Here is a 21,298-nt window from a genome sequence, read left to right as displayed (position 1 = left end):
AAGGGATAATTTGGACAATAAAGTGTGCAGCAGACATTAGCTTGAGTTCCGATTTTCGCTAGTGCTTCTAAACTGGCTATCGTAGAGTAGTTGTCAATATCACCTTTGTTGGATTCGCTGTGCCTAGATTACCTGAACATGATTGCGCCTTATTGGCTGAAGTTTGCCGTCAGGCGAGGCTAAGCCGAGATGCACGATTTGATGGACAGTTTTTCACCGGGGTGTTTAGTACGGGGATTTATTGCCGCTCAATTTGTCCTGTATCACCTCCCCATGAAAAAAATGTTCGCTATTTTGATACCAGTATAAAAGCCGCCAATCACGGACTAAGGCCCTGTTTACGTTGTCGTCCAGACAGTGCGCCGCATTCCTATGCTTGGATGGGCACGCAAACGACATTGCAACGAGCCGTCAAGTTGATTGATGCTGGTGCAATGGCGGGGGATAACGCTTTAAGTGTTGAGCTGCTGTCTGAAAAATTAGGGATCAGTAGTCGCTATTTGGTGAAGTTATTTAATCAATATTTAGGTACCTCGCCTAAGCGTTATGCGGTGTACCAACAAGTGATGTTTGCTAAAAAACTCTTGCATCAAACCAGTATGCCCATTACTGAAATCGCCTTAGCGGCGGGATTTAATAGTATTCGCAGCTTTAATGATGCCTTTAAACAAGCATTGTTATTAACCCCGAGTGCGTTAAGGAAATCAATAAATCCACAGCCGAGCGATTCGAGATCTACACGCACGCTTGCTGCTGGCAAGGTAAACTCGTCTATTTCCTTAAAGCTAAGTTATCGCCCACCACTTAATTGGCAAGCCATGCATGATTTTTATCATTTAAGGCAAGTGAACCAAATGGAGTGGCTGTCTGATAATACTTATGGTCGCAGTTTTGATTTAGATGGGGTGAAAGGCATATTTGCGGTTAAACATATCGCCAGCAAAGCGCAGTTTGCATTAACCGTCAGCTTTGTTCGTCCAGCCGATAGCCGCTACTTGGCAAACGTGGTAAATGCTGTGCGCAAGATGCTCGATCTTGATGCTGATATGGCGACAATTGAGCATAAGTTGCAAGACATTAAACCCGTGTTGTTAAATCATCTTCAAGGCCTAACCTTAATCAATGATTTAAGTATGGTTAAGGGGTTACGGATCCCTGCTACCTTTACAGTGTTCGAGGCGGCGTGCCGTGCCGTTCTGGGGCAGCAAGTGAGTGTGGTACAAGCGTCTAAGTTATTGAATACGCTCGTGGCACATTATGGTGAGTTAATTGTGATAAATCAGCAAGAGTATCGTTTATTTCCAACCCCGCTTGCTATTGCAACGGCTAGTTTAGACGCGCTAAAAATGCCTGGGGCAAGAAAGTTAGCTTTAAATGGGCTAGGACAGTTTGTGCATGATAACCCACGTTCAACACCGAGTGATTGGCTAAATGTAAAAGGGATTGGCCCCTGGACTGTGGCCTATGCGCAAATGCGCGGCCAAAGTAATCCTAATGTGTTTTTATCTGGCGACTTAGTGATTAAAAATCGCTTAAAAGCCTTTTGCCAACCACTTACCGTGGCGCTTGATACCCCAAAACAGTATATCGAGTTAGCCGATGACATCGCGCAGCAAATTGCTCCTTGGGGCAGCTATCTAACGTTCCAACTTTGGGCAAATACTTAAGGCTTAACAGCTTAATAAAGGAAATCAATATGGTCATTGAATATCAGCCGCCAGTGTTAGAAGTGCACCTTACCAGCCCTGTTGGGATTTTGTCGTTAAAGGCGTCAGCTATGGGCTTAACCCATTTGACGGTTGTGGATCTAAACCGTCAATCAGATCAAGTAGAGGAGTGTGCTGTAAATGAACTCCCCATAGCTGCTTTTTCAGACAACAAAATGCGCGCACAGCAGCATATTCACGCAGTAAAGGGACAATTAAGTGAATACTTTGCCGGTACGCGCCAAGCATTTGAATTAGCCTTAGCGCCCAAAGGTACGGTTTTTCAGCACCAAGTATGGCAAGCATTAGCGGCAATGCAGTTTGGCGAAGTTTGTAGCTATGCTGATATTGCCCAGCGTATTGAACGTCCTAAAGCGGTAAGGGCAGTGGGGGCAGCCAACGGCGCTAACCCCATAGCGATTATTGTGCCTTGCCATAGGGTAATAGGCAAAAATGGCAAGTTAACAGGTTATGCCTATGGCTTAGAGATGAAGCAATTTTTATTAGGGTTAGAGGCTGATAAGTCACACAGAGTATAGAAATAGACTTATTAACAAAGGCTGCATTGCAAATAGTTTATCGCGTTATATACCCAATCAACCTGAAGATGCATGTTTCAGAGCTTCACCGTGTTTTCAATACTAGGCGCGTTAATGCGGTAATGTAGGTACCTTATAATTTAACGCAACAACGCTGTTGATTTAACAATCAGGGGAACACGGTGAAACTCCCAAAGGGCAAGTTTTACACGCGTTTATGCTGCGTTATTGATTTTAGAATGGGAATAACCATTACTCGCAATCAATGCCTTGCTTAAACGCGTGTAAACTCTTGCTGAAATTGCGCATCTTCAGGTCGTTTGGGTATAGACACACTATTCATAAACTGGCGCAAGCATGTTGGCATCGAGATCCCATTGATGACATGTTGAGCGGTTGAAGTCGGTTTTCGATTTAAGTGTTCATCCTTCTTCCTTGCGATGTTTAAATCGCTACAGTGCGTCACTTTTAGCTGTGATAACACTGGTGTCTCGCCCTGTGTTTCTAGCCTCTTTGGCTAAATTAAGGTAAAATCGGCGTTTATCTTAATTGACTGAATTGATTCATGACCCAAGCGGCTACTTTTACTGATTTTGGTTTGTCTGCACCTTTACTTGCACGACTCACTGAGCTGAACTACACCACGGCCACACCTGTGCAGGCAGCCACTATTCCGGCCTTATTACAAGGTAAAGACGTGCTAGCGGGGGCGAATACCGGTTCTGGTAAAACGGCAGCGTTTGCGTTACCCATTATTCAACATTTAAGTGTGAACACCCAGCGCGGTGCTTCTAAGCAAAATAATGTCAGTTGTTTAGTGTTAGTGCCCACTCGTGAATTGGCCAAGCAGGTTGCTGATAGTTTTCAGTCTTACTCTAGCCACTTAAATGGCTTGATTAAAACGGTAGCCGTATTTGGTGGTGTGTCGGTTAATACCCAAATGTTGGCATTACGTGGTGGTGCGGATGTGGTTGTTGCTACACCGGGTCGATTGTTAGATTTATTGTCGTCAAATGCACTTAAGTTAAACAAAGTGACGCATTTAGTGTTAGATGAAGCTGACCGCATGTTAAGTCTTGGTTTTACCGAAGAGTTAAATCAAGTGCTTGAGTTAATGCCAAAGAAAAAGCAAACCTTGTTGTTTTCAGCGACTTTTCCGGAAGATGTGCAAGCTTTAGCCTCATCGTTATTAACAAATCCTCTTGAAATTCAAATGCAAAGTGCTGAAGCTAGCACCCTGGTACAACGCGTTTTTACCGTAAATCGTGAAAGTAAAACTGCATTATTGGCTCATTTAATTAATGAGAATCACTGGCGACAAGCACTCATTTTCGTCAATGCTAAAAATACCTGTGAACATTTAGCGCAAAAATTAGCTAAAAGAGGCATTAATGCTGAGGTGTTTCATGGTGATAAAGCCCAAGGTGCAAGAAATCGTGTATTAGAGGCTTTCAAATCATCTGAAATTGATGTATTAATTGCCACCGATATTGCGTCACGGGGTATTGATATTGATAAATTACCCGTGGTGATTAATTTTGATTTACCAAGAAGTCCAGCTGATTATATGCATCGAATTGGTCGAAGTGGCCGAGCCGGTGAAGTTGGCCTGGCAATTAGTTTGGTATGTCATGATGATTATCATCATTTCTCAGTGATTGAGAAAAAGAATAAGATCCGCCTTGAGCGTGAGCAAGTTGCAGGCTTTGAGGCTGATGAAGAAATGCCATTAAGTGCGCAAATCGTTAAACCAATGGCCAAACCCGCCGGTACAGGTAAAAAGAAGCGTAAAAAACTTCCCGCTGTAAACGTCGAAGTATGGTCAACAAAACCAGATTAAGTAGTAGGTATATGAAACAAGTTTTTTGGTTAATTGATGGGCAACTTGCAGGACGCAGTGGTCCCAATAAAGATGCATGGGATTTAGCAGAGTTAAAAGCCGCAGGTTTTGGTGCGATAGCATCACTGAATGATGGCGCTATGTGTGATACACAACAGATGGCTGATTTGGGCATCGAACATCAAATATTTAACTTGCCGGATAATATTCCGCCCGTTGATGGTGATGTTGAAATTTGTGCTGAAATAATGCCAAAAGTATTGGCTTTTATTCGCCAAGCCGAAGCGCAAAATAAAGCAGTATTGTTACATTGCCGTTCAGGTATCAATCGTACTGAGCTAATGATGGCTTATTATTTAATGGAAAACGGTGTGGCTCCAGTGCACGCGGTCAGCCAGGTTCGTAATGCCAGTGGTTTAGCATTTGATGCTGAGGGCTGGGATCAGTTTGTCTATGATGTGCTTTACACATTACAAAGCCCGTCGAATTAAACCAGCATCCAGCCTCGATTGAATGAGCTATTTGACCAAGGGATTAACTTAGTCAATTAGCTCATTTTTGTTTAAAGGAGCAAAACATGTTTCGCTACAGGATGTTAAGGCCGCTATTTTCTTATTACGCATCTATTTTTTTATTGGCATTATTTGTCAGCGGATGTTCAACCCATTATGTTTACCCCACCGCGCCGCTTGAATATCAACTCGCCAAACCTGATAACACACCTTTAGCTCAGTATTTGCAGCAACTTCCTGAACTGGAAACGCATAATGGCATTTATCCTTTACATGATGGCTTAGATGCTTTTACGTCGCGATTATTGATGATTGATAGCGCCAGCGTGTCTATCGATTTGCAATATTATCTTTATCATGATGACGAAACAGGCAAGCTATTAACCTTACACCTTTATAACGCCGCAGAGCGTGGCGTAAGGGTAAGGTTATTAGTGGATGACATGACCACCAAAGGGCGTGACTTAGGCATATTAAACCTTGCCGCTCACCCTAATATTAGTATTCGTATTTTCAATCCAGCCGATGATCGAACTTTTCGTAATATAGCGTTTTTAAATAACTTTTCGCGCTTAAACCATAGAATGCATAATAAATCGCTCACTATTGATAATTTAGTGAGCGTGGTGGGTGGCAGAAACATAGGCGATGAATATTACTCGGCAAACCACAACGTTGAGTTTGGTGATTTTGATGTGTTGATGGTGGGTAAGGTTGTTCAGCAGGTGTCTGAGCAATTTGACCTGTACTGGAACTCATCTCAAGTTAGGCCTATTGAACAACTGTTTGTAAGAACATCTAACCAACCTGCAGCCGATGAAATTCAGCAGTATTTTAGGGATTATCATCAATCGGTGCTCGATCATCCATATCTGCTGCGTTTAGCCCAGTCGCAGTTTTTATATCAAATGCTTAACCATCAATTGAACTGGTTTTGGTCTGATGCTGAGCTGATTTATGATATGCCGAATAAGCTTAATCAACTCGATGAGCCTATTTTACTGGATGATTTAAATCTGTTCTTTCAAAAAACCAATGACGAAATGGTCATGTTGTCGCCTTATTTTGTGCCAACCGAGAAAGGCGCTGATGCCTTGATAGCGGCGGTAAAACAAGGCAAGAAAGTCACCATTATTACTAACTCACTTGCCGCCACCGACGTGCTGGCGGTGCATGCTGGTTATATTCATTATCGAGAACGTTTAGTCAAAGGCGGGGTAATCATATATGAAATGAAAGCCCATCCCGCTAATGATAAAACCAAAGCGAAAAAGTCCACTCTAGCAGGAAGCTCGCGCAGCAGCTTGCATGCCAAAATGATTGCGATTGATAAGCAGCATTTATTTGTCGGCTCCTTTAACTTTGATCCTCGTTCAGCCTGGTTAAATACTGAAATGGGGGTGATTATTGAAAACCCTGAATTAACGCAATTAATTGTTGAAAGCATTGATAACAGCATCTCAAAATGGGCGTATTTGCTTGAATATAAAGATGAACAATTACAATGGTTGGATATTCAAAATCAAACCTATTATCAACAAGAGCCTGAAGCAAGCTGGTGGCAACGATTTTCGGCAAAATCCCTATCGCTTTTGCCTATTGAATCACAACTTTGATGATGTTTTTTCAGGATTTTTTAATCAATAACGCCACCATTATTTGATGTTGATGCTATAGTCAGTTTATACCCTAAAATGTTTGACGGTATTAGAATACCGTATCGTTGATGTGTTTAGGGTCTGTTGATCTTTCAAGGTTGTTTTTGCAGTGAATTGTTGGCCATTTATACAAGGCAGAGGCTTTGCCGTGTAGTTATTCTACATAATAAGCCGATAACGCAGTAAAAATGGCCAACAAACGCTGTCCGAAGGATTCGGCTAAAAACGAATTACGCTTTGTTGAGTGAGTTTTGCTTAGATTGCTAGGCTACAATTCACTCGCCGCGCTTAATTCGTTTTTATCTCGAACAAAATTCCACCAGCAAAGATCAACAGACCCTAAGGTTATGGTAGGAATGTGACTAATTAAGTCGCAATAATTTGAACTCATTTTTATCGATAGAGGAACGTTAATGGCGTCAAAGCAGAGTAAAGCTAGTCAATCACAAGGGTTGTTGTTATTCCACTTGAATCACTCGCAGCTATTCGCTTTGGGCACGCTTAAAATACGTGAATTAGTCCCTTTTACCGAATTGACTAAAATCCCTAATTCTCATCCTAGTATTATGGGGGCGGCGACCGTTCGAGGTGGCACTATTCCGGTTATCGATATGGCGGCTGCCATTGGTTTTCGGCCGATTGAACAAAGTGAGTTGAAAAATTGTTTTATCATCATCACAGATTGTCAGCGGATGGTTATTGGTTTTGTGGTACGCGCCATTGATAAAATCATTGAATGTAATTGGCGTGATATTGAACCACCATCAAGTAGTTTAGGTAAAAATGCTTACTTAACCGGCGTTACCCGTTTTGATGGCCGCTTGGTACAGTTACTCGACGTTGAGTTGCTTTTATCTAAGATTTTCCCCAATGATCCTACCGTTAACCGCGCTATTTTGACCGACGTACAACGCGAAAAACTCAAACCGCTGCGAATTTTAATTGTCGATGACTCTAAAGTGGCCCGCAAGCAGTTATCCGATGCGCTTGATTCAATCAATATTCCTTATGAAGTGACCTCTAATGGCCATGAAGCATTAATGATGATGGTGGAGGCGGCAAAAGAGCGTAAGCCTGTTGACCTGTTGGTCAGCGATATTGAAATGCCTGGGTTAGACGGTTATGAGTTGTCATTTGAAGTAAAAGATAATCCTGAAATCGCTAAGGCGTATATTATTTTACATACCTCGCTTTCAAGTGAGATTAGCTTAAGCCAGGCCAAGCAGGTTGGCGCGAATGAAGCGTTAACCAAGTTTGATGCCAAAGAACTGATTGAAGCTATGCTTCGGGGCGCACAATTTTTATCCAAGTAAGCTGTTGGCATTGCAGTAATGCTGAGTCAAACCACTGGGTACTTTGGCTTGTTTGTATTTATAGTCGCATTGCCGTGAATGCGTTCATGCGTGAATGAGCGTTGATTAAACCTAACTCCAGCCATTCTATAGAAGAGGGTAAGTACTGTCAGTTGAAGCTATTTCTTTACCTGTTCTAGGTGGTTTGGTAGGCATTATCGGTTTTCATTAAACGCTTAATACTCCAGTTTAATCTGTCATCAATTATGCCGCTAAGATTTAATCCATCGATATCTCACAGCCCCTCTCACTTAACTGCCAAATCGGCTAATTATGCTGCCGTTGCACCTGAGCATGTTTAATAAATGTGGTCAGGTTGCGAATTTTGAGTAATTTTCAGTTTAATTAACCGCCTTTGCTAGACTTTGCCCATAGCATCCTGATATACAACCTCTATATCTGAATAACAGATAAAAATAATAAAATAAATTTGAAGGTTAAGTCATGAATCAAAACACATCGCTGTTTGCGCGTATTGTGAACGGTAGCCTAGTGCTACAAATTATCGGCGGGATCATTTTAGGGGTGATCCTCGCATCGGTTTCAACATCGGCTGCTGGGCAAGTTGCTTTTTTAGGTGATTTATTTGTCGGTGCGTTAAAAGCTATTGCGCCTATTTTAGTCTTTATCCTTGTGGCATCTTCTATCGCGAATCAGAAGAAAGATAGTCACACCAATATGCGTCCTATTATTGTGTTGTATTTACTCGGCACACTCGCAGCGGCCATTACCGCGGTTGTATTCAGTTTTATGTTCCCGACCACATTATTACTCGCAACGGGGATTGAAGGTTCAAATCCACCACAGGGCATTGGTGAGGTACTGAATACCTTATTGTTTAAAGTGGTCGATAATCCTGTAAATGCACTTATGACCGGCAATTACATCGGTATTTTAGCTTGGGGTGTGGGTTTAGGTGTTGCTATGCACCATGCAAGTGATTCAACTAAGCAAATGCTAGCTGATTTAAGCGATGCGGTATCCAGTATTGTACGCTTTGTTATTCGCCTTGCGCCTATTGGTATATTTGGTTTGGTCGCGGCCACTTTTGCCACAACTGGCTTTGCTGCATTAGCCGGTTATGCCCAGTTATTATTGGTGTTAGTTGGCGCAATGTTATTTATTGCACTTGTGGTAAATCCATTGATTGTTTACATCAAAATTAAGCGTAATCCTTATCCATTAGTGTTTAAGTGCCTACGTGAAAGCGGCGTGACGGCATTTTTTACCCGTTCAAGTGCTGCTAACATCCCAGTTAACATGGCTTTATGTGAAGAGTTAAAACTGCATAAAGACACCTATTCAGTGTCGATCCCTTTAGGGGCAACAGTTAACATGGGTGGCGCGGCGATTACTATCACGGTATTAACCTTGGCAGCGGCACATACTTTAGGGATTCAGGTTGATTTTATGACGGCGATTTTATTAAGTGTGGTTGCTGCTGTATCGGCTTGCGGAGCTTCGGGTGTGGCGGGTGGATCATTACTACTTATCCCATTGGCCTGTAGTTTATTTGGTATTTCGAATGATGTTGCCATGCAAGTGGTTGCTGTTGGCTTCATCATTGGGGTTATTCAAGATTCTGCTGAAACCGCATTAAACAGTTCTACTGATGTGGTCTTTACGGCTGCCGCATGTGAAGCCGCTGAGAATAAAGCTAAATCTGTATGAATGATTTTGCGGGTGGCGCGATGAATTAATTTGCGCCAATCCCGTTAATCTTCGCATTGAGTAATGATATGCCGACACTTTGAAATGTCGGCATTTTTTATGGCTGATGATCCCATTTAAATTGAATAGGGGCTCTGGAATGGTAGGTAAACTTGAACGTGAATTAGAAGTGCTCTGGGCTAACAAAGGTCAATTGAGTCAGTTTGTAAGGGTGAGTAATAGACAAGGATTTAGCGTGCAGTTTTAATCTAGGGCTTGCGTTAATCGCTGCCGTATCGGCATAAAAAGTATCACCTAGAATGGGGTGGCCTAAAGCCAGCATGTGAACCCGTAATTGATGCGTTCTACCTGTGTGAGGGCAGAGTTCGATTAAGGTACTGTTATCACGATGCTTAAGCACCTGATAATCGGTTATCGCAACTTTACCCTGTGCGCTTACTTGCTGAAAAGGTGGGTTATCAGCTATGGGGCCTAAGGCTAAATCAATTTGTCCTGAACGTGGTGATACATGGCCTGCAACCTCGGCTATATACACCTTTTTCGCTTCACGGTTTTGAAATTGGGTTTTCAAATGTGATTCGGCTTTTTTGTTGCGGGCAAAAATTAAAATACCTGAAGTGTCACAATCTAATCGGTGCACTAAAATGGCATCGGGATAACGCTCAATCACGCGACTAATCGCGCAGTCATGGGTCTCTGGCGCTCGTCCTGGGTTCGATAATAATCCCGACGGCTTATTAATAACGATGATGTCTTTGTCTACATGTCGAATATCTAACCAAGGAATGCTAGGCGGTTGATAACTAAAAATATGCATTGGTTCACTCAGAAGAAATTAACACGGATGATGAGGGGGAGTTTAGCAAACTTGTCGTCAAATGATCATAAAAAAGTGCTTAACCACAACCGTATTTTAAGCCCCCACTGGGTAGTAATACCTGATGTCACAAAGCGAATTTGTTGTTGATTATCGATAATATAGATAGCGGGAAAAGCATTCGCTCCCCATTGTTGTGAAAGGCTTTGTTGTTGTGGGGCTAACGTCATATTCGCCTCGTTAATCACGGTAAACTGCAAGTCATTTTTGTGCATGTATTGAATAATATCTTCATCACTACCTGATGCCACTGCAATAGCAATAACCTGATAGTCATTAGAGGATGCAAGGTTGTTAATCATTGGTGAGGTCACTTTGCAGGCGGGGCACCATGTTCCCCAAAAATAAACCAAGGTAGGCTTGGTCGAGCTAGCAAGCATAAATGGCTGTTGCTGAACTGTGATGGCCGAAAGTGGTGGTGCCTGGCCATTTATCATATCGCGTTGTAAGTAACTGGCAATTGCAAAAAGAACAGCTAACAAAATGCACAGATCGCGAATTTGCTTTATCCAAAAAGCGCGACTTTTAACGCGTTGGCCAAGGGGGAGATTATTATTCATGTGTCTTTATGTGTATTTCGCTTATGTTTACTTTAAATATTCTGCCGGTGTTTTTCTGCTATAAATGCGGCTATATGCCATAAGTTGCGGATAAAAAGTGCGAAAAGCTATTTCGATATCAATATAGAGCTTGTCTACATCTTTTATTGCACTGTTGAATAATTCGGGTTTCGACAAACGCTTACTTATGCCAGTAATCGCTTGATTTAATCCTTGCTTAGATTGATAACTGCTTAGCCAATCCTGTTGCACAATATTGGGGATGATATGCTGCAGTTTTTCCGGTAACTGCTGAGTGGTTTGCATGCATTGATAGGCTTTTTGAGTAAAATCGGCCAAAGATTGGTGATGATATTCTTCCCAGTAATAAGCCAGGTAATGATCAAAAGCTAAATCAATTAAAATGGGTGCAACTCTTCGAGACGTTTTGGGAAATTGCTTTAATAAATCAATAATAATCTCATGACTGTCGGTGACCACATCTATCTGTCTATGCAACCAAATGCCCTGCTGCAAATGTTTAGGGTGGTCAATTATGCTACCTTTGGCAAAATCACCAGCTAGATTGGCCGTTAAGTGAGTGCCACTGATATCAGCAAGGTGTAAATGTGCAAGAAAGTTCATGAGTTTATGCTTCTTTTTTAAGGATTTTACAGTATGATAACAACTAAAAATAAAAGGGTATTTGTCAGTAAAGCAATCATTACGTTTGCTAACTGTATCACAGACAAGCAAAATGCTGCACAAATAAGCCTCGCAACAATGACATAAGCATTATTAACTACCGAATTATCTCTTGAGTAACGTTTGTTTTTAGGATCATGGAAGATGAAAAACTGGCTGAATAAAATAATAGGTCGCACGCCTGCGCCTACCCGCAACAAAGTCACGGTCGATTTACGCTATCAATCGCACAGCTTTACCATGGACGATTTTAAAAATGCCGGTAAAGAAATAGAATCCGCTGCAATCAATGCCGTTGATAGCACGATTTCTGAGTCAAACGAGCCCGATAGCGCTACAAGTAATAACTCATGCAAGGTTAAGCTAATTAAATGATCGTCTTAACTTGATCTTCATTCACGGTCACCATAGACTAGCGGCCGTTTTTTAGACTTGTTGAGATCTTATTATGCGCGTCACCGACTTTTCGTTTGAGCTTCCAGATGAATTGATTGCCCGTTACCCAACGGCGCAACGCAATGCATCGCGTTTACTTACTCTTGATGGCCAAACTGGCGCCTTAGCAGACCAAAAATTCACTGATTTATTGCAAATGATCAATCCCGGTGACTTGATGGTATTTAATAATACCCGAGTGATCCCGGCACGTTTATTTGGTCAAAAATCAACAGGTGGAAAGTTAGAAATTTTAGTTGAACGCATGCTTGATGATAAGCGGATTCTCGCTCACGTACGAAGCTCAAAATCGCCGAAAGTTGATAGCTTAATAGACTTAGATTCTGATTCAGGTTGCGGTTATCAAATGAAAATGGTGGCTCGCCACGATACCCTTTTCGAGCTTGAGTTATTATCAGAACTCACCATTTTGGAAGTGTTAGAACAAATCGGCCATATGCCACTGCCGCCTTACATTGACCGCCCTGATGAAGATGCCGATAAAGAACGTTATCAAACCGTTTATAACCAAAAGCCGGGGGCAGTTGCTGCGCCAACAGCAGGGTTACATTTTGATGATGCTATGTTGGCAGCTTTGAAAGATAAAGGTGTCAATATTGCGTTTGTGACGTTGCACGTAGGTGCGGGGACTTTTCAACCCGTGCGCGTTGATAATGTGCTTGAGCATAAAATGCATTCTGAGTGGGCTGATGTGCCAAAAGAGGTCGTTGACTTAATAGCCCAAACCAAAGCCGCTGGTAATCGTGTTATTGCGGTTGGTACCACTTCTGTTCGCTCGTTAGAAAGTGCCGCTAAAGCTTGTGGTGACAATCCATTAACTGAGTTTTGTGGTGATACCGATATCTTCATCTACCCAGGTTTTACGTTCAAAGTTGTCGATGCCATGGTAACTAACTTTCATCTTCCAGAGTCAACATTAATCATGTTGTTGAGTGCTTTTGCTGGTTATGACGAGGTCATGCAAGCCTATCATCATGCAATTGCGCAAAAATATCGCTTTTTTAGCTATGGCGATGCGATGTTTGTGACGAAAAAAGCCCCCTAAAAGCAAAATATGATTTAAAATAAGCGCCCACTGATATGTGGGCTTTTTTAACGCATTTTTTGGCAATTTGAGAGTTCAACACTTGAACTGGTCATATTTGCCCTCATTACTATTGAAACAACAACGAGTCAGACTGTTTATCTGGCAAGGTGATTTATGAAATTTGAATTAGATACAACTGACGGCCGTGCTCGTCGTGGTCGTTTAGTGTTTGAACGCGGAACCGTTGAAACGCCGGCGTTTATGCCTGTTGGGACTTACGGTACTGTGAAAGGGATGACACCTGAAGAAGTACGCGCAACCGGTGCTGATATTCTTTTAGGTAACACTTTCCATTTATGGTTACGTCCTGGTGAAGAAATCATGCGTAAGCATGGTGATCTCCATGACTTTATGAATTGGCAACGTCCAATTTTAACGGATTCAGGTGGATTCCAAGTATTCAGCCTAGGTGATATTCGTAAAATCACTGAAGAAGGTGTGCATTTCCGCTCACCCATTAATGGTGAGAAGATTTTCTTAGACCCTGAAAAGTCGATGCAAATTCAAGATTCGCTCGGCAGTGATGTGGTGATGATTTTTGACGAATGTACGCCTTATCCTGCGACACATGATGAAGCGCGCAAGTCGATGCAAATGTCTTTACGTTGGGCTAAACGTTCACGTGATGAGTTTGACCGTTTGGAAAATCCAAATTCACTCTTTGGTATTATTCAAGGTGGTGTATACGAAGATTTACGTGATGAGTCAATTGCAGGATTAACCAATATTGGGTTTGACGGTTATGCCGTTGGTGGCCTGGCTGTTGGTGAGCCAAAAGAAGACATGCACCGCATTTTAGAGCACGTTTGTCCGCAGTTACCTGAAGATAAGCCTCGCTATTTAATGGGTGTCGGTAAACCTGAAGATTTAGTTGAAGGTGTTCGCCGTGGTGTGGACATGTTTGACTGCGTAATGCCAACGCGAAATGCCCGTAATGGTCATTTATTTACCAGCGAAGGTGTGATTAAAATTCGTAATGCGCGTCACCGTGATGATACATCAACACTGGACGCCAAGTGTGATTGTTACACCTGTAAAAACTATTCACGTGCCTATTTATATCACTTAGATCGTTGTAATGAAATTTTAGGTGCGCGTTTAAACACCATTCATAACCTGCGTTACTATCAAATGTTGATGGAAGGTTTGCGTGGTGCGATTCAGACAGGTACATTAGACGCCTTTGTGAAGGACTTTTACACCAGTTTGGGACGTGAAGTTCCAGAAGTACCTGAGTTAAAAGATTAATTACAGTTTGTTTAGACTTATTATTGTTCATTTAATTGTTTATTTATAAGAAGAGAGAACTATGTTTATTTCAAATGCATATGCAAACGCAGCGGGCGCTCCACAAGGTGGCGGTACAATGGAATTAGTGTTCATGCTAGTCATGTTCGGCTTAATCTTTTATTTCATGATTTTCCGTCCGCAATCTAAGCGTGTTAAAGAACATAAAAACCTGATGTCTTCAATTTCGAAAGGTGATGAAGTACTTACAAGTGGCGGTATTTTGGGTAAAGTCACCAAAATCAGCGACGAGAATGATTACGTGTTATTAGCCATTAATGACAACAATCAAATCACCATTAAAAAGGATTATATTGCGGCAGTATTACCTAAAGGTTCTATTGCGTCGCTATAAGCCAAGAGGGCGTCAGAGTGTTAAATAAATACCCTATGTGGAAAAACCTGATGGTGATAATTATTATCGCCATTGGTGCTTTTTATGCTACTCCGAACCTTTTTGGTGAAGACCATGCCGTTCAAGTTGTGGCAACCCGCGGTGCTGAAGTCACTGTGTCCACACAATCAACAGTAACAGACGTACTGGAAAGCAAAGGCATAGCGGTAAAGCGCTCTGAGCTTGAAAATGGTCAATTGTTGGTGCGTGTGAATAACCCAGACCAACAGTTATTGGCCAAAGAAGCCATTGCTGATGTGCTAGGTAATAACTACACGGTGGCGTTGAACTTAGCGCCAGCGACACCAGAGTGGCTTGAGTCTCTAGGTGGTTCACCTATGAAACTGGGTCTTGACTTACGTGGTGGTGTTCACTTCTTAATGGAAGTGGATATGGGCGAAGCCCTACGCAAAATGGAAGAAGCAAAAATTGCTGATTTTCGTAGCCAACTGCGTGAAGAGAAAATTCGTTACGCAGGTATTCGCAAAACAGCTAAAGGCATCGAAATTAAATTTCGCGATGCTGAATCGGTTGGCGTAGCTGAGCGGTTCCTGAAAACCAAAAGTAATGACATGGTCTTTTCTGATGGCAGTCGTGATGGCAACTTCCTGTTATTAGCTGATATGAGCGATGCTTATATTAAGCAAGTAAAAGAAGAAGCATTACAACAAAACATCACCACCATTCGTAACCGTGTAAACGAGTTAGGTGTGGCGGAACCGGTTGTTCAACGTCAAGGTGCTGAGCGCATTATTGTTGAGCTTCCTGGTGTGCAAGATACTGCTCGTGCAAAAGAAATTTTAGGTGCAACGGCTTCTATTGAATTCCGTATGGTGGATGATAAAGCTGACCCTGAAGCGGCTGCGAGTGGCAGAGTATCTGCTGCATCAGAAGTCTATCAACGTCGTGGCGGCGGTATCGCGGTATTACGTAAAGAAGTGATGTTAACAGGTGATCATATCACTGGCGCACAGCCTACTTTTGACGAATACAGTCGTCCACAGGTTGCCATTAACCTCGATGCGAAAGGCGGCTCAATTTTCTCTAACGTCACCAAAGACAACATTGGTAACCCAATGGCGACTTTGTTTATTGAATATAAAGATAGCGGTTTACGTAATCCTGATGGCACAGTAAAAATGACTAAGATTGAAGAAGTCATTTCAGTTGCCACGATTCAAGCACGTTTAGGTCGTAACTTTGTTATTACAGGTCTTGAGCATAAAGAAGCGCAAAGCTTAGCTTTACTGTTACGTGCGGGTGCTTTGATTGCACCAGTAACAATTGTTGAAGAACGTACTATTGGTCCTAGCTTAGGTAAAGAAAACATCGAAAACGGTATGCAAGCCATGATCTTTGGTTTAGCCATTGTTTTAGTGTTTATGCTGGTTTATTACCGCGCATTTGGCTTTATTGCTAACTTAGCATTGCTAGCAAACCTAGTGATGGTTGTGGGCGTGATGTCGATGATCCCAGGGGCTGTATTAACCCTGCCAGGTATTGCGGGCATGGTATTAACTGTCGGTATGGCTGTTGACGGTAACGTGCTTATTTATGAGCGTATTCGTGAGGAGTTACTGGCTGGGCGCAGTGTTCAACAAGCTATTCATGAAGGCTATGCGAATGCGTTTTCAACCATTGCTGATGCTAACATTACTACCTTTATGACGGCATTAATCTTGTTTGCTGTGGGTACGGGGGCGGTGAAAGGTTTCGCGGTAACCTTAATGATAGGTATTGCGACATCGATGTTTACGGCTATTGTGGGTACTCGTTCAATCGTGAATGCGCTTTGGGGCGGTAAACGTCTTAAAACGTTGTCTATTTAAGGAAGAGGTTGAACATGCTTCAGTTATTTTCAGTAAAAAACACCGTTAACTTTCTGCGTCATGCTGCACCGATCAGTGTTATTTCGGTTATCTTGGTTATTGCCTCGTTTGTTTCTTTAGGAACTAAAGGCATTAACTGGGGCCTAGACTTTACCGGTGGTACGGTTGTTGAAGTTGAGTTTTCTAGCCCTGTAGACTTGAATGAGTTACGCAGCAAGTTAACCTCAGTTGAAACAGAAGGTGCGTTAGTGCAGAACTTTGGTTCAAGTACTGACGTGCTATTCCGTTTGCCTGTTCGTGAAAATATTAAAAGTGACCTGCAAGCGATGGGTATTATGAACGTTGTTAATTCAATGGATCAAAATGCCATCCAAAAGCGTGTCGAGTTTGTTGGTCCTCAAGTGGGTAAACAGCTTGCTGAACAAGGCGGTTTAGCGGTAATCGTAGCATTAATCTGTATTTTGATTTATGTGTCTTTCCGTTTTGAATGGCGTCTAGCAGCGGGCTCTGTTGCGGCGTTGGCCCATGACGTGATTGTTACACTTGGGGTGTTTTCAATTCTGCAACTTGAGTTTGATCTTACAGTACTTGCAGGTTTGTTGACCGTTGTCGGTTACTCACTTAACGATACTATTGTGGTATATGACCGTATTCGTGAGAATTTCCTTAAGATGCGTAAAGGCACCCCTGAAGAAATCGTTAACCAGTCGATTACGCAAACCATGAGCCGTACAGTGATCACTACGGGTACCACGTTAATTGTGGTTATCGCGTTATTCTTGAAAGGTGGCACAATGATCCACGGCTTCGCAACCGCGTTACTGTGTGGTATTTTTGTGGGTACTTATTCATCTATCTATGTTGCAAGTTATCTTGCAATTAGATTGGGCATTAACCGCGAGCATATGTTGCCGGTTGAGATTGAAAAAGAAGGGGCTGATCAGCCACCAATGACGCCTTAATCGTACATTGAGCAATGCCGAAAAACCACTTCATGTTAATGAGGTGGTTTTTTTTTATCCAATTTGTCGATGCATCCCTGCTATTCTCGCTACGTACCGAACACTGGTTTTTTTTCGACAGGTTTGATTAAAAAGTATTTTCCTAGGGCGTAAGCCTTTATTGGCCAAATTTTGTGTTTGAGTGGCGTTATTTAAAATGTGGATATGATCCATCAAACGGGATTGTTCGAAGAAAATGTTTTGCATTATTCTTACGTCATTAAATAAGTACAAATTTTATGATGAGTATCGTCAATTTTCGGAGGCCCCCATGGGTAAAACTCTTGGTACCTGTTGATGTTGTTGACACTTAATTAGAAGATGTGAATGTGATAAAAAATAATTAACTAAACCAGGTAGTTAATTTGAAGCGGGCGTTGAGGTTCACCTTTAATGCCCGTTTGAGTATTGTCAACTTATCAAACAGAGCTGGATCAAATAATCGTATAAGTCCTGACCTTTGTGTGGGGGAGCAGTAATGCTTACTCCTAACGCAACTAATTATACTAAGCTATTTCTTTGCCAGAGATTGACTGAATGAATTCAATGACAAGAGTTTTAAGCATGTCCAACGTAAACAAAAAGTGGGATCGTTTAAGAGCCTATATTTTTGTTTTGTTCGCATCGAGCATGCTTTTCGCCTGCCAATCTAGTCAATCTGTTGCTCCGGCTTTCGATGAAAGTATTAGTTTAAATAATAAAAACGATGTTGTTGTGCTACTGCATGGTATGTTCCGTGACGAAAGAGCTATGAGGCCTGTGGAACGCTACTTAGATGAACTTGGATATACAACCGTAAATGTAAGCTATCCATCTACTAAATTTGAGATCGAAACCTTAGCAAAAAATTATCTCCACCCTGAACTGCAAAAATTAAAGTTAAAACAAGGCCAAAAGTTTCACTTTGTTGCCCATTCGATGGGCGGTATCTTGGTTCGTTATTATCTTAAAGACTATTCGTTAGAACAAGTTGGCAGAGTCGTGATGATCGCGCCACCCAATAAAGGTACCCCGTTAGCCGACTTACTTAACGATGTGACATGGGTTAAACCAGACTACAATCCTGCAAAAATGCAAATTAGTGTGCAAGAAGATAGTTGGGTAAATCAACTGGGACCAGTCAACTTTGAATTGGGTGTGATTGCCGGTAATAACAACAAAAATTGGGTAACCAGCCTTTTACTACCGGGTGACGATGATGGTGTGGTTTCAGTAGAAAATACGAAAATAGACAATATGAAAGACTTTGTCACAGTGCCAGATAAGCACTATAAACTAAGAGCAAATGAGTTGGTTCACCAGCAGGTTGCGCACTTTTTGAAGTATGGCCAGTTTTATAAGTAGGCTTATGCAAAAGGCTTTTAGCTAATTGATAGCTATTTTTTATTGAAAGAGGAATTTCTTCATGCAAACAACACCAGAGCAAAAACCACGCGGTGAGATATTATTACGCACTCTCGCTATGCCAGCTGACACCAATGGAAATGGTGATATTTTTGGAGGCTGGATCATGTCTCAACTTGATTTAGCAGGTGCTATTGTGGCGCAAGAAATAACAGGTAGTCGCGTAGTAACTGTATCTGTTTCCAATATTACTTTTAAAGCGCCAGTCAGTGTTGGTGATATTGTCTGTTGTTATGGAGAATGTACCCGAATTGGCAATACCTCTCTGTCTATTGCACTTGAGGTGTGGATAAAAAACAGAGCAAAGGTCGGCATGAACCAACATTACCTAGCTTGTGATGCACTATTTAACTATGTTGCAATCGACGACAATGGTAAACCTCATCATATTTCAAAATAATTTATTATTGTATATGCTGTAAGTTGTTAGCAATTTTGCCGTAAACTCTCGCCCGAACGGGCGGTGAGTCGTCACTCGCTTAGTTTTCAAATCAGTTCTTGAATTCAGTTCAAATACCAAGTGACGTATCAGGGAATAAATTGTTAACCAGTCAATTACACAGACCATGAGCCGTACTGTGATCACGACAGGTACCACGTTAATTGTGGTTATCGCGTTATTCTTGAAAGGTGGCACAATGTCCATGGTTTCGCAACCGCGTTACTGTGTGGTATTTTTGTGGGGACTTACTCATCTATCTATGTTGCAAGTTATCTTGCAATTATATTGGGCATTAACCGCGAGCATATGTTGCCGGTTGAGATTGAAAAAGAAGGGGCTGATCAGCCACCAATGATGCCTTAATTGGTCATCTTTTTCGAAGAAAACGCCACTTTAGCCTGCTAAAGTGGCGTTTTTATTTGTTAAATAACCTAACTTGGATGAAGAGGTTAAACACCTTTGTTTTAGCCAAACCAGTCTTTCACTTGATCCCATATTCCTAATGACGCGTCTGGGAATAGGTCGATACCTAATGCTGACTTTAAGATATACAGTGATAACAACCCGAACAACATCCCCGCCAAAATTAGCGCTGTGATGCTGAGCATTAACATGGCCACTGACATTTTCTTTTCTGTGCGAGTATAAGCACGTTTGTTTTTACCTAACAGGAACACATAATAAAATCGCCATTTTATAAAGGGAAACTTAAATGTACCTCTGTTATCGATAAAATGGCCGCCCCATGTGTTAGGACCTAGGGCACTTTTAATGCCATGAAGTTGCTCATCAGTGTATGTTTGGGCTAATGATGAAGGGAGTCGCCCGAGTAACTTTACAATCAGGTAATCTTGACGAATATCGGCCACAACCGGCGATGATGGAAGGTGCTTTTGTTCCTCGGTTTGCGGTTGCGTCATTCAATAACCTCGTCGTCCGGAAGTGTAAGGGGTAACTGTTTAACAATAGTCAATTAACACCTTTTGGGGTAGGGCCTTAACTGCTAATAATTTCACATAATTAAACGCTTACAGCACAACTTAATGGTCTGCAACGGATGAATTTTTAGGTTGTAGCTATAGACAATGATAGCGCGTAATTAGCTTGACCATTATCAGCCGTTTTAAAGCAGCCTTGGCCTGTCGAGCCCTTAAAATCACCGGTTCCAGAATCCACTACAACAGTAAAATTACTTGAGGCAATATGGTTTTGATATTCACCATTGTGTTGTAAGGTAAGTGTGCCATTTAATTGCCCAATGGTAATGTTGATCACTTCAAAGCCAACAAACAATGCGTGATCATCACTTAGGTATGTCATCAGGTAATTTACATTGGCATCGCCTGTCACCGCACCATCATATTGCTGGGTTATCTTGGCATGGGTTTGCTTACTACCTCCAGGCATTGTGGCGTAAGTGTTTTCATCCCAAGAGGTGATCTGAAAGCGGCCTTTGTAAATGTTATTGTCACTCATGGTTTAGCCTCGAAGTTTTAAGCAGATTTACTGTAATGGATATTATCTTTAACGGTAATTGCTGTTGTTGTCTATTTGTTAACCATGGCACAGTTATCAACTCGACAGCAAATAACTTTAGCAGTAGGATGAATAAAAATTTTGCTAAAGTGCTGCAGGCTTAAGCGGTATTTTACTCCAAATAACACGCTAGGATAATCATAATGGAACAACGCAAAGTTTTGCTAACAGGTGGCAATTTACTTCAAGCCCACACTTGGAAAGGTCTGTTAGAAACCAGCGGAATTGGTGTTGATTTAAGAGGTGAAGCGTTAATGGGTGGCGTGGGTGAGTTACCCGTTGATATGCAGACCGTTGAACTGTGGATTGAAGCGGAACAATTAACCGCCGCACAAACACTTTTGGCCAGTTTAAATGTCGAGCAACCTCAATGGCAATGTGTTCAATGCCATGAACAAAATGAAGGTAGTTTTGAATTATGCTGGCAATGCAGTTCGCCACGAAGCGAATCGCACAATTAAAA

Annotated in this window: 21 protein-coding genes and 1 pseudogene; 17 read left to right on the top strand and 5 right to left on the bottom strand. The window is 41.9% G+C overall.

Annotated elements, in window-relative coordinates; translation table 11 throughout:
• Nucleotides 1-119 precede the first annotated feature (119 nt).
• From ORI98_RS01150 to sstT, 7 genes are all read left to right on the top strand, one after another.
• Nucleotides 120-1,667 carry an AlkA N-terminal domain-containing protein gene (locus tag ORI98_RS01150; RefSeq protein ID WP_306133922.1) on the top strand — a complete coding sequence of 516 codons (1,548 nt, stop codon included), beginning with the start codon at nucleotides 120-122 and terminating at the stop codon, nucleotides 1,665-1,667.
• Nucleotides 1,668-1,696: 29 nt separating this feature from the next.
• Nucleotides 1,697-2,245, top strand: coding sequence for a methylated-DNA--[protein]-cysteine S-methyltransferase (locus ORI98_RS01145; RefSeq protein WP_306133921.1), 549 nt, complete (start codon nucleotides 1,697-1,699; stop codon nucleotides 2,243-2,245).
• A gap of 565 nt (nucleotides 2,246-2,810) precedes the next feature.
• A complete protein-coding gene (locus ORI98_RS01140; protein WP_306133920.1) occupies nucleotides 2,811-4,085 on the top strand; it encodes a DEAD/DEAH box helicase in 1,275 nt (424 codons plus the stop codon).
• Between the two features lie 11 nt (nucleotides 4,086-4,096).
• Complete coding sequence (locus ORI98_RS01135) at nucleotides 4,097-4,576, top strand: dual specificity protein phosphatase family protein (protein WP_306133919.1); 480 nt, start codon at nucleotides 4,097-4,099, stop codon at nucleotides 4,574-4,576.
• Nucleotides 4,577-4,662: 86 nt separating this feature from the next.
• Nucleotides 4,663-6,213: a phospholipase D family protein gene (locus ORI98_RS01130; protein WP_306133918.1), complete on the top strand. Its 1,551-nt coding sequence runs from the start codon at nucleotides 4,663-4,665 to the stop codon at nucleotides 6,211-6,213.
• Between the two features lie 455 nt (nucleotides 6,214-6,668).
• Nucleotides 6,669-7,568 (top strand): chemotaxis protein, encoded by a 900-nt coding sequence (locus ORI98_RS01120; protein WP_306133917.1) that lies wholly within the window; start codon nucleotides 6,669-6,671, stop codon nucleotides 7,566-7,568.
• A gap of 483 nt (nucleotides 7,569-8,051) precedes the next feature.
• Entirely contained in the window at nucleotides 8,052-9,278 is a 1,227-nt protein-coding gene (gene sstT, locus ORI98_RS01115; RefSeq protein WP_261298095.1) for a serine/threonine transporter SstT, read from the top strand.
• Nucleotides 9,279-9,441: 163 nt separating this feature from the next.
• Here the strand turns inward: sstT and ORI98_RS01110 are convergent, their stop codons facing one another.
• The 3 genes from ORI98_RS01110 to ORI98_RS01100 all read right to left on the bottom strand — a co-directional run bounded on the left by ORI98_RS01110 (nucleotide 9,442) and on the right by ORI98_RS01100 (nucleotide 11,339).
• The gene (locus ORI98_RS01110; protein WP_306133916.1) at nucleotides 9,442-10,095 is read right to left on the bottom strand and encodes a pseudouridine synthase; all 654 of its coding nucleotides are present in this window, start codon (nucleotides 10,093-10,095) and stop codon (nucleotides 9,442-9,444) included.
• Between the two features lie 65 nt (nucleotides 10,096-10,160).
• Entirely contained in the window at nucleotides 10,161-10,715 is a 555-nt protein-coding gene (locus tag ORI98_RS01105) for a protein disulfide oxidoreductase (protein WP_306133914.1), read from the bottom strand.
• Nucleotides 10,716-10,742: 27 nt separating this feature from the next.
• Nucleotides 10,743-11,339 carry an ACP phosphodiesterase gene (locus tag ORI98_RS01100; protein ID WP_261298092.1) on the bottom strand — a complete coding sequence of 199 codons (597 nt, stop codon included), beginning with the start codon at nucleotides 11,337-11,339 and terminating at the stop codon, nucleotides 10,743-10,745.
• A 204-nt stretch (nucleotides 11,340-11,543) separates the two neighbouring features.
• Between ORI98_RS01100 and ORI98_RS01095 the strand changes: the two genes are divergently transcribed.
• From ORI98_RS01095 to ORI98_RS01055, 9 genes and pseudogenes are all read left to right on the top strand, one after another.
• Nucleotides 11,544-11,774 carry a hypothetical protein gene (locus tag ORI98_RS01095; RefSeq protein WP_306133913.1) on the top strand — a complete coding sequence of 77 codons (231 nt, stop codon included), beginning with the start codon at nucleotides 11,544-11,546 and terminating at the stop codon, nucleotides 11,772-11,774.
• A gap of 73 nt (nucleotides 11,775-11,847) precedes the next feature.
• The gene (gene queA / locus ORI98_RS01090; RefSeq protein ID WP_306133912.1) at nucleotides 11,848-12,900 is read left to right on the top strand and encodes a tRNA preQ1(34) S-adenosylmethionine ribosyltransferase-isomerase QueA; all 1,053 of its coding nucleotides are present in this window, start codon (nucleotides 11,848-11,850) and stop codon (nucleotides 12,898-12,900) included.
• A 156-nt stretch (nucleotides 12,901-13,056) separates the two neighbouring features.
• A complete protein-coding gene (gene tgt, locus ORI98_RS01085; RefSeq protein WP_261298089.1) occupies nucleotides 13,057-14,190 on the top strand; it encodes a tRNA guanosine(34) transglycosylase Tgt in 1,134 nt (377 codons plus the stop codon).
• Nucleotides 14,191-14,251: 61 nt separating this feature from the next.
• Entirely contained in the window at nucleotides 14,252-14,584 is a 333-nt protein-coding gene (gene yajC, locus ORI98_RS01080) for a preprotein translocase subunit YajC (protein ID WP_188841037.1), read from the top strand.
• A 17-nt stretch (nucleotides 14,585-14,601) separates the two neighbouring features.
• Entirely contained in the window at nucleotides 14,602-16,452 is a 1,851-nt protein-coding gene (secD, locus tag ORI98_RS01075) for a protein translocase subunit SecD (protein WP_306133911.1), read from the top strand.
• 14 nt (nucleotides 16,453-16,466) lie between these two features.
• On the top strand, nucleotides 16,467-17,414 hold the full coding sequence (gene secF / locus ORI98_RS01070; protein WP_306133910.1) for a protein translocase subunit SecF: 948 nt from the start codon (nucleotides 16,467-16,469) through the stop codon (nucleotides 17,412-17,414).
• A 576-nt stretch (nucleotides 17,415-17,990) separates the two neighbouring features.
• Nucleotides 17,991-18,797, top strand: coding sequence for an alpha/beta fold hydrolase (locus ORI98_RS01065; RefSeq protein WP_306133909.1), 807 nt, complete (start codon nucleotides 17,991-17,993; stop codon nucleotides 18,795-18,797).
• Between the two features lie 61 nt (nucleotides 18,798-18,858).
• Entirely contained in the window at nucleotides 18,859-19,257 is a 399-nt protein-coding gene (yciA, locus tag ORI98_RS01060; RefSeq protein ID WP_306133908.1) for an acyl-CoA thioester hydrolase YciA, read from the top strand.
• A gap of 139 nt (nucleotides 19,258-19,396) precedes the next feature.
• A pseudogene (locus tag ORI98_RS01055) lies at nucleotides 19,397-19,662 on the top strand (protein translocase subunit SecF); the annotation flags it as partial.
• Nucleotides 19,663-19,763: 101 nt separating this feature from the next.
• On the opposite strand, the gene ORI98_RS01050 reads toward ORI98_RS01055, so the two are convergent.
• Both ORI98_RS01050 and ORI98_RS01045 read right to left on the bottom strand, forming a co-directional pair.
• Nucleotides 19,764-20,219, bottom strand: a complete 456-nt coding sequence (locus ORI98_RS01050) for a hypothetical protein (protein WP_306133907.1) — start codon at nucleotides 20,217-20,219, stop codon at nucleotides 19,764-19,766.
• A gap of 145 nt (nucleotides 20,220-20,364) precedes the next feature.
• Nucleotides 20,365-20,775, bottom strand: a complete 411-nt coding sequence (locus ORI98_RS01045; RefSeq protein ID WP_261298085.1) for a DUF3224 domain-containing protein — start codon at nucleotides 20,773-20,775, stop codon at nucleotides 20,365-20,367.
• A gap of 203 nt (nucleotides 20,776-20,978) precedes the next feature.
• Here ORI98_RS01045 and ORI98_RS01040 point away from each other — a divergent pair, with 203 nt between their 5' ends.
• A complete protein-coding gene (locus tag ORI98_RS01040; RefSeq protein ID WP_261298084.1) occupies nucleotides 20,979-21,296 on the top strand; it encodes a DUF2007 domain-containing protein in 318 nt (105 codons plus the stop codon).
• Nucleotides 21,297-21,298 lie beyond the last annotated feature (2 nt).

Source organism: Shewanella sp. ULN5, from assembly GCF_030731885.1.
Taxonomy (GTDB): Bacteria; Pseudomonadota; Gammaproteobacteria; order Enterobacterales; family Shewanellaceae; genus Shewanella; species Shewanella holmiensis.
This window is presented reverse-complemented; position numbering and strand designations above follow the sequence as displayed.

Excerpts from the sequence above, each read along its gene's own strand:
- ORI98_RS01145 (WP_306133921.1), top strand. The coding sequence starts at position 1,697 with ATGGTCATTGAATATCAGCCGCCAGTGTTAGAAGTGCACCTTACCAGC.
- ORI98_RS01140 (WP_306133920.1), top strand. The coding sequence starts at position 2,811 with ATGACCCAAGCGGCTACTTTTACTGATTTTGGTTTGTCTGCACCTTTA.
- ORI98_RS01135 (WP_306133919.1), top strand. The coding sequence starts at position 4,097 with ATGAAACAAGTTTTTTGGTTAATTGATGGGCAACTTGCAGGACGCAGT.
- ORI98_RS01130 (WP_306133918.1), top strand. The coding sequence starts at position 4,663 with ATGTTTCGCTACAGGATGTTAAGGCCGCTATTTTCTTATTACGCATCT.
- ORI98_RS01120 (WP_306133917.1), top strand. The coding sequence starts at position 6,669 with ATGGCGTCAAAGCAGAGTAAAGCTAGTCAATCACAAGGGTTGTTGTTA.
- sstT (WP_261298095.1), top strand. The coding sequence starts at position 8,052 with ATGAATCAAAACACATCGCTGTTTGCGCGTATTGTGAACGGTAGCCTA.
- ORI98_RS01110 (WP_306133916.1), bottom strand. The coding sequence starts at position 10,095 with ATGCATATTTTTAGTTATCAACCGCCTAGCATTCCTTGGTTAGATATT.
- ORI98_RS01105 (WP_306133914.1), bottom strand. The coding sequence starts at position 10,715 with ATGAATAATAATCTCCCCCTTGGCCAACGCGTTAAAAGTCGCGCTTTT.
- ORI98_RS01100 (WP_261298092.1), bottom strand. The coding sequence starts at position 11,339 with ATGAACTTTCTTGCACATTTACACCTTGCTGATATCAGTGGCACTCAC.
- ORI98_RS01095 (WP_306133913.1), top strand. The coding sequence starts at position 11,544 with ATGAAAAACTGGCTGAATAAAATAATAGGTCGCACGCCTGCGCCTACC.
- queA (WP_306133912.1), top strand. The coding sequence starts at position 11,848 with ATGCGCGTCACCGACTTTTCGTTTGAGCTTCCAGATGAATTGATTGCC.
- tgt (WP_261298089.1), top strand. The coding sequence starts at position 13,057 with ATGAAATTTGAATTAGATACAACTGACGGCCGTGCTCGTCGTGGTCGT.
- yajC (WP_188841037.1), top strand. The coding sequence starts at position 14,252 with ATGTTTATTTCAAATGCATATGCAAACGCAGCGGGCGCTCCACAAGGT.
- secF (WP_306133910.1), top strand. The coding sequence starts at position 16,467 with ATGCTTCAGTTATTTTCAGTAAAAAACACCGTTAACTTTCTGCGTCAT.
- ORI98_RS01065 (WP_306133909.1), top strand. The coding sequence starts at position 17,991 with ATGAATTCAATGACAAGAGTTTTAAGCATGTCCAACGTAAACAAAAAG.
- yciA (WP_306133908.1), top strand. The coding sequence starts at position 18,859 with ATGCAAACAACACCAGAGCAAAAACCACGCGGTGAGATATTATTACGC.
- ORI98_RS01050 (WP_306133907.1), bottom strand. The coding sequence starts at position 20,219 with ATGACGCAACCGCAAACCGAGGAACAAAAGCACCTTCCATCATCGCCG.
- ORI98_RS01045 (WP_261298085.1), bottom strand. The coding sequence starts at position 20,775 with ATGAGTGACAATAACATTTACAAAGGCCGCTTTCAGATCACCTCTTGG.
- ORI98_RS01040 (WP_261298084.1), top strand. The coding sequence starts at position 20,979 with ATGGAACAACGCAAAGTTTTGCTAACAGGTGGCAATTTACTTCAAGCC.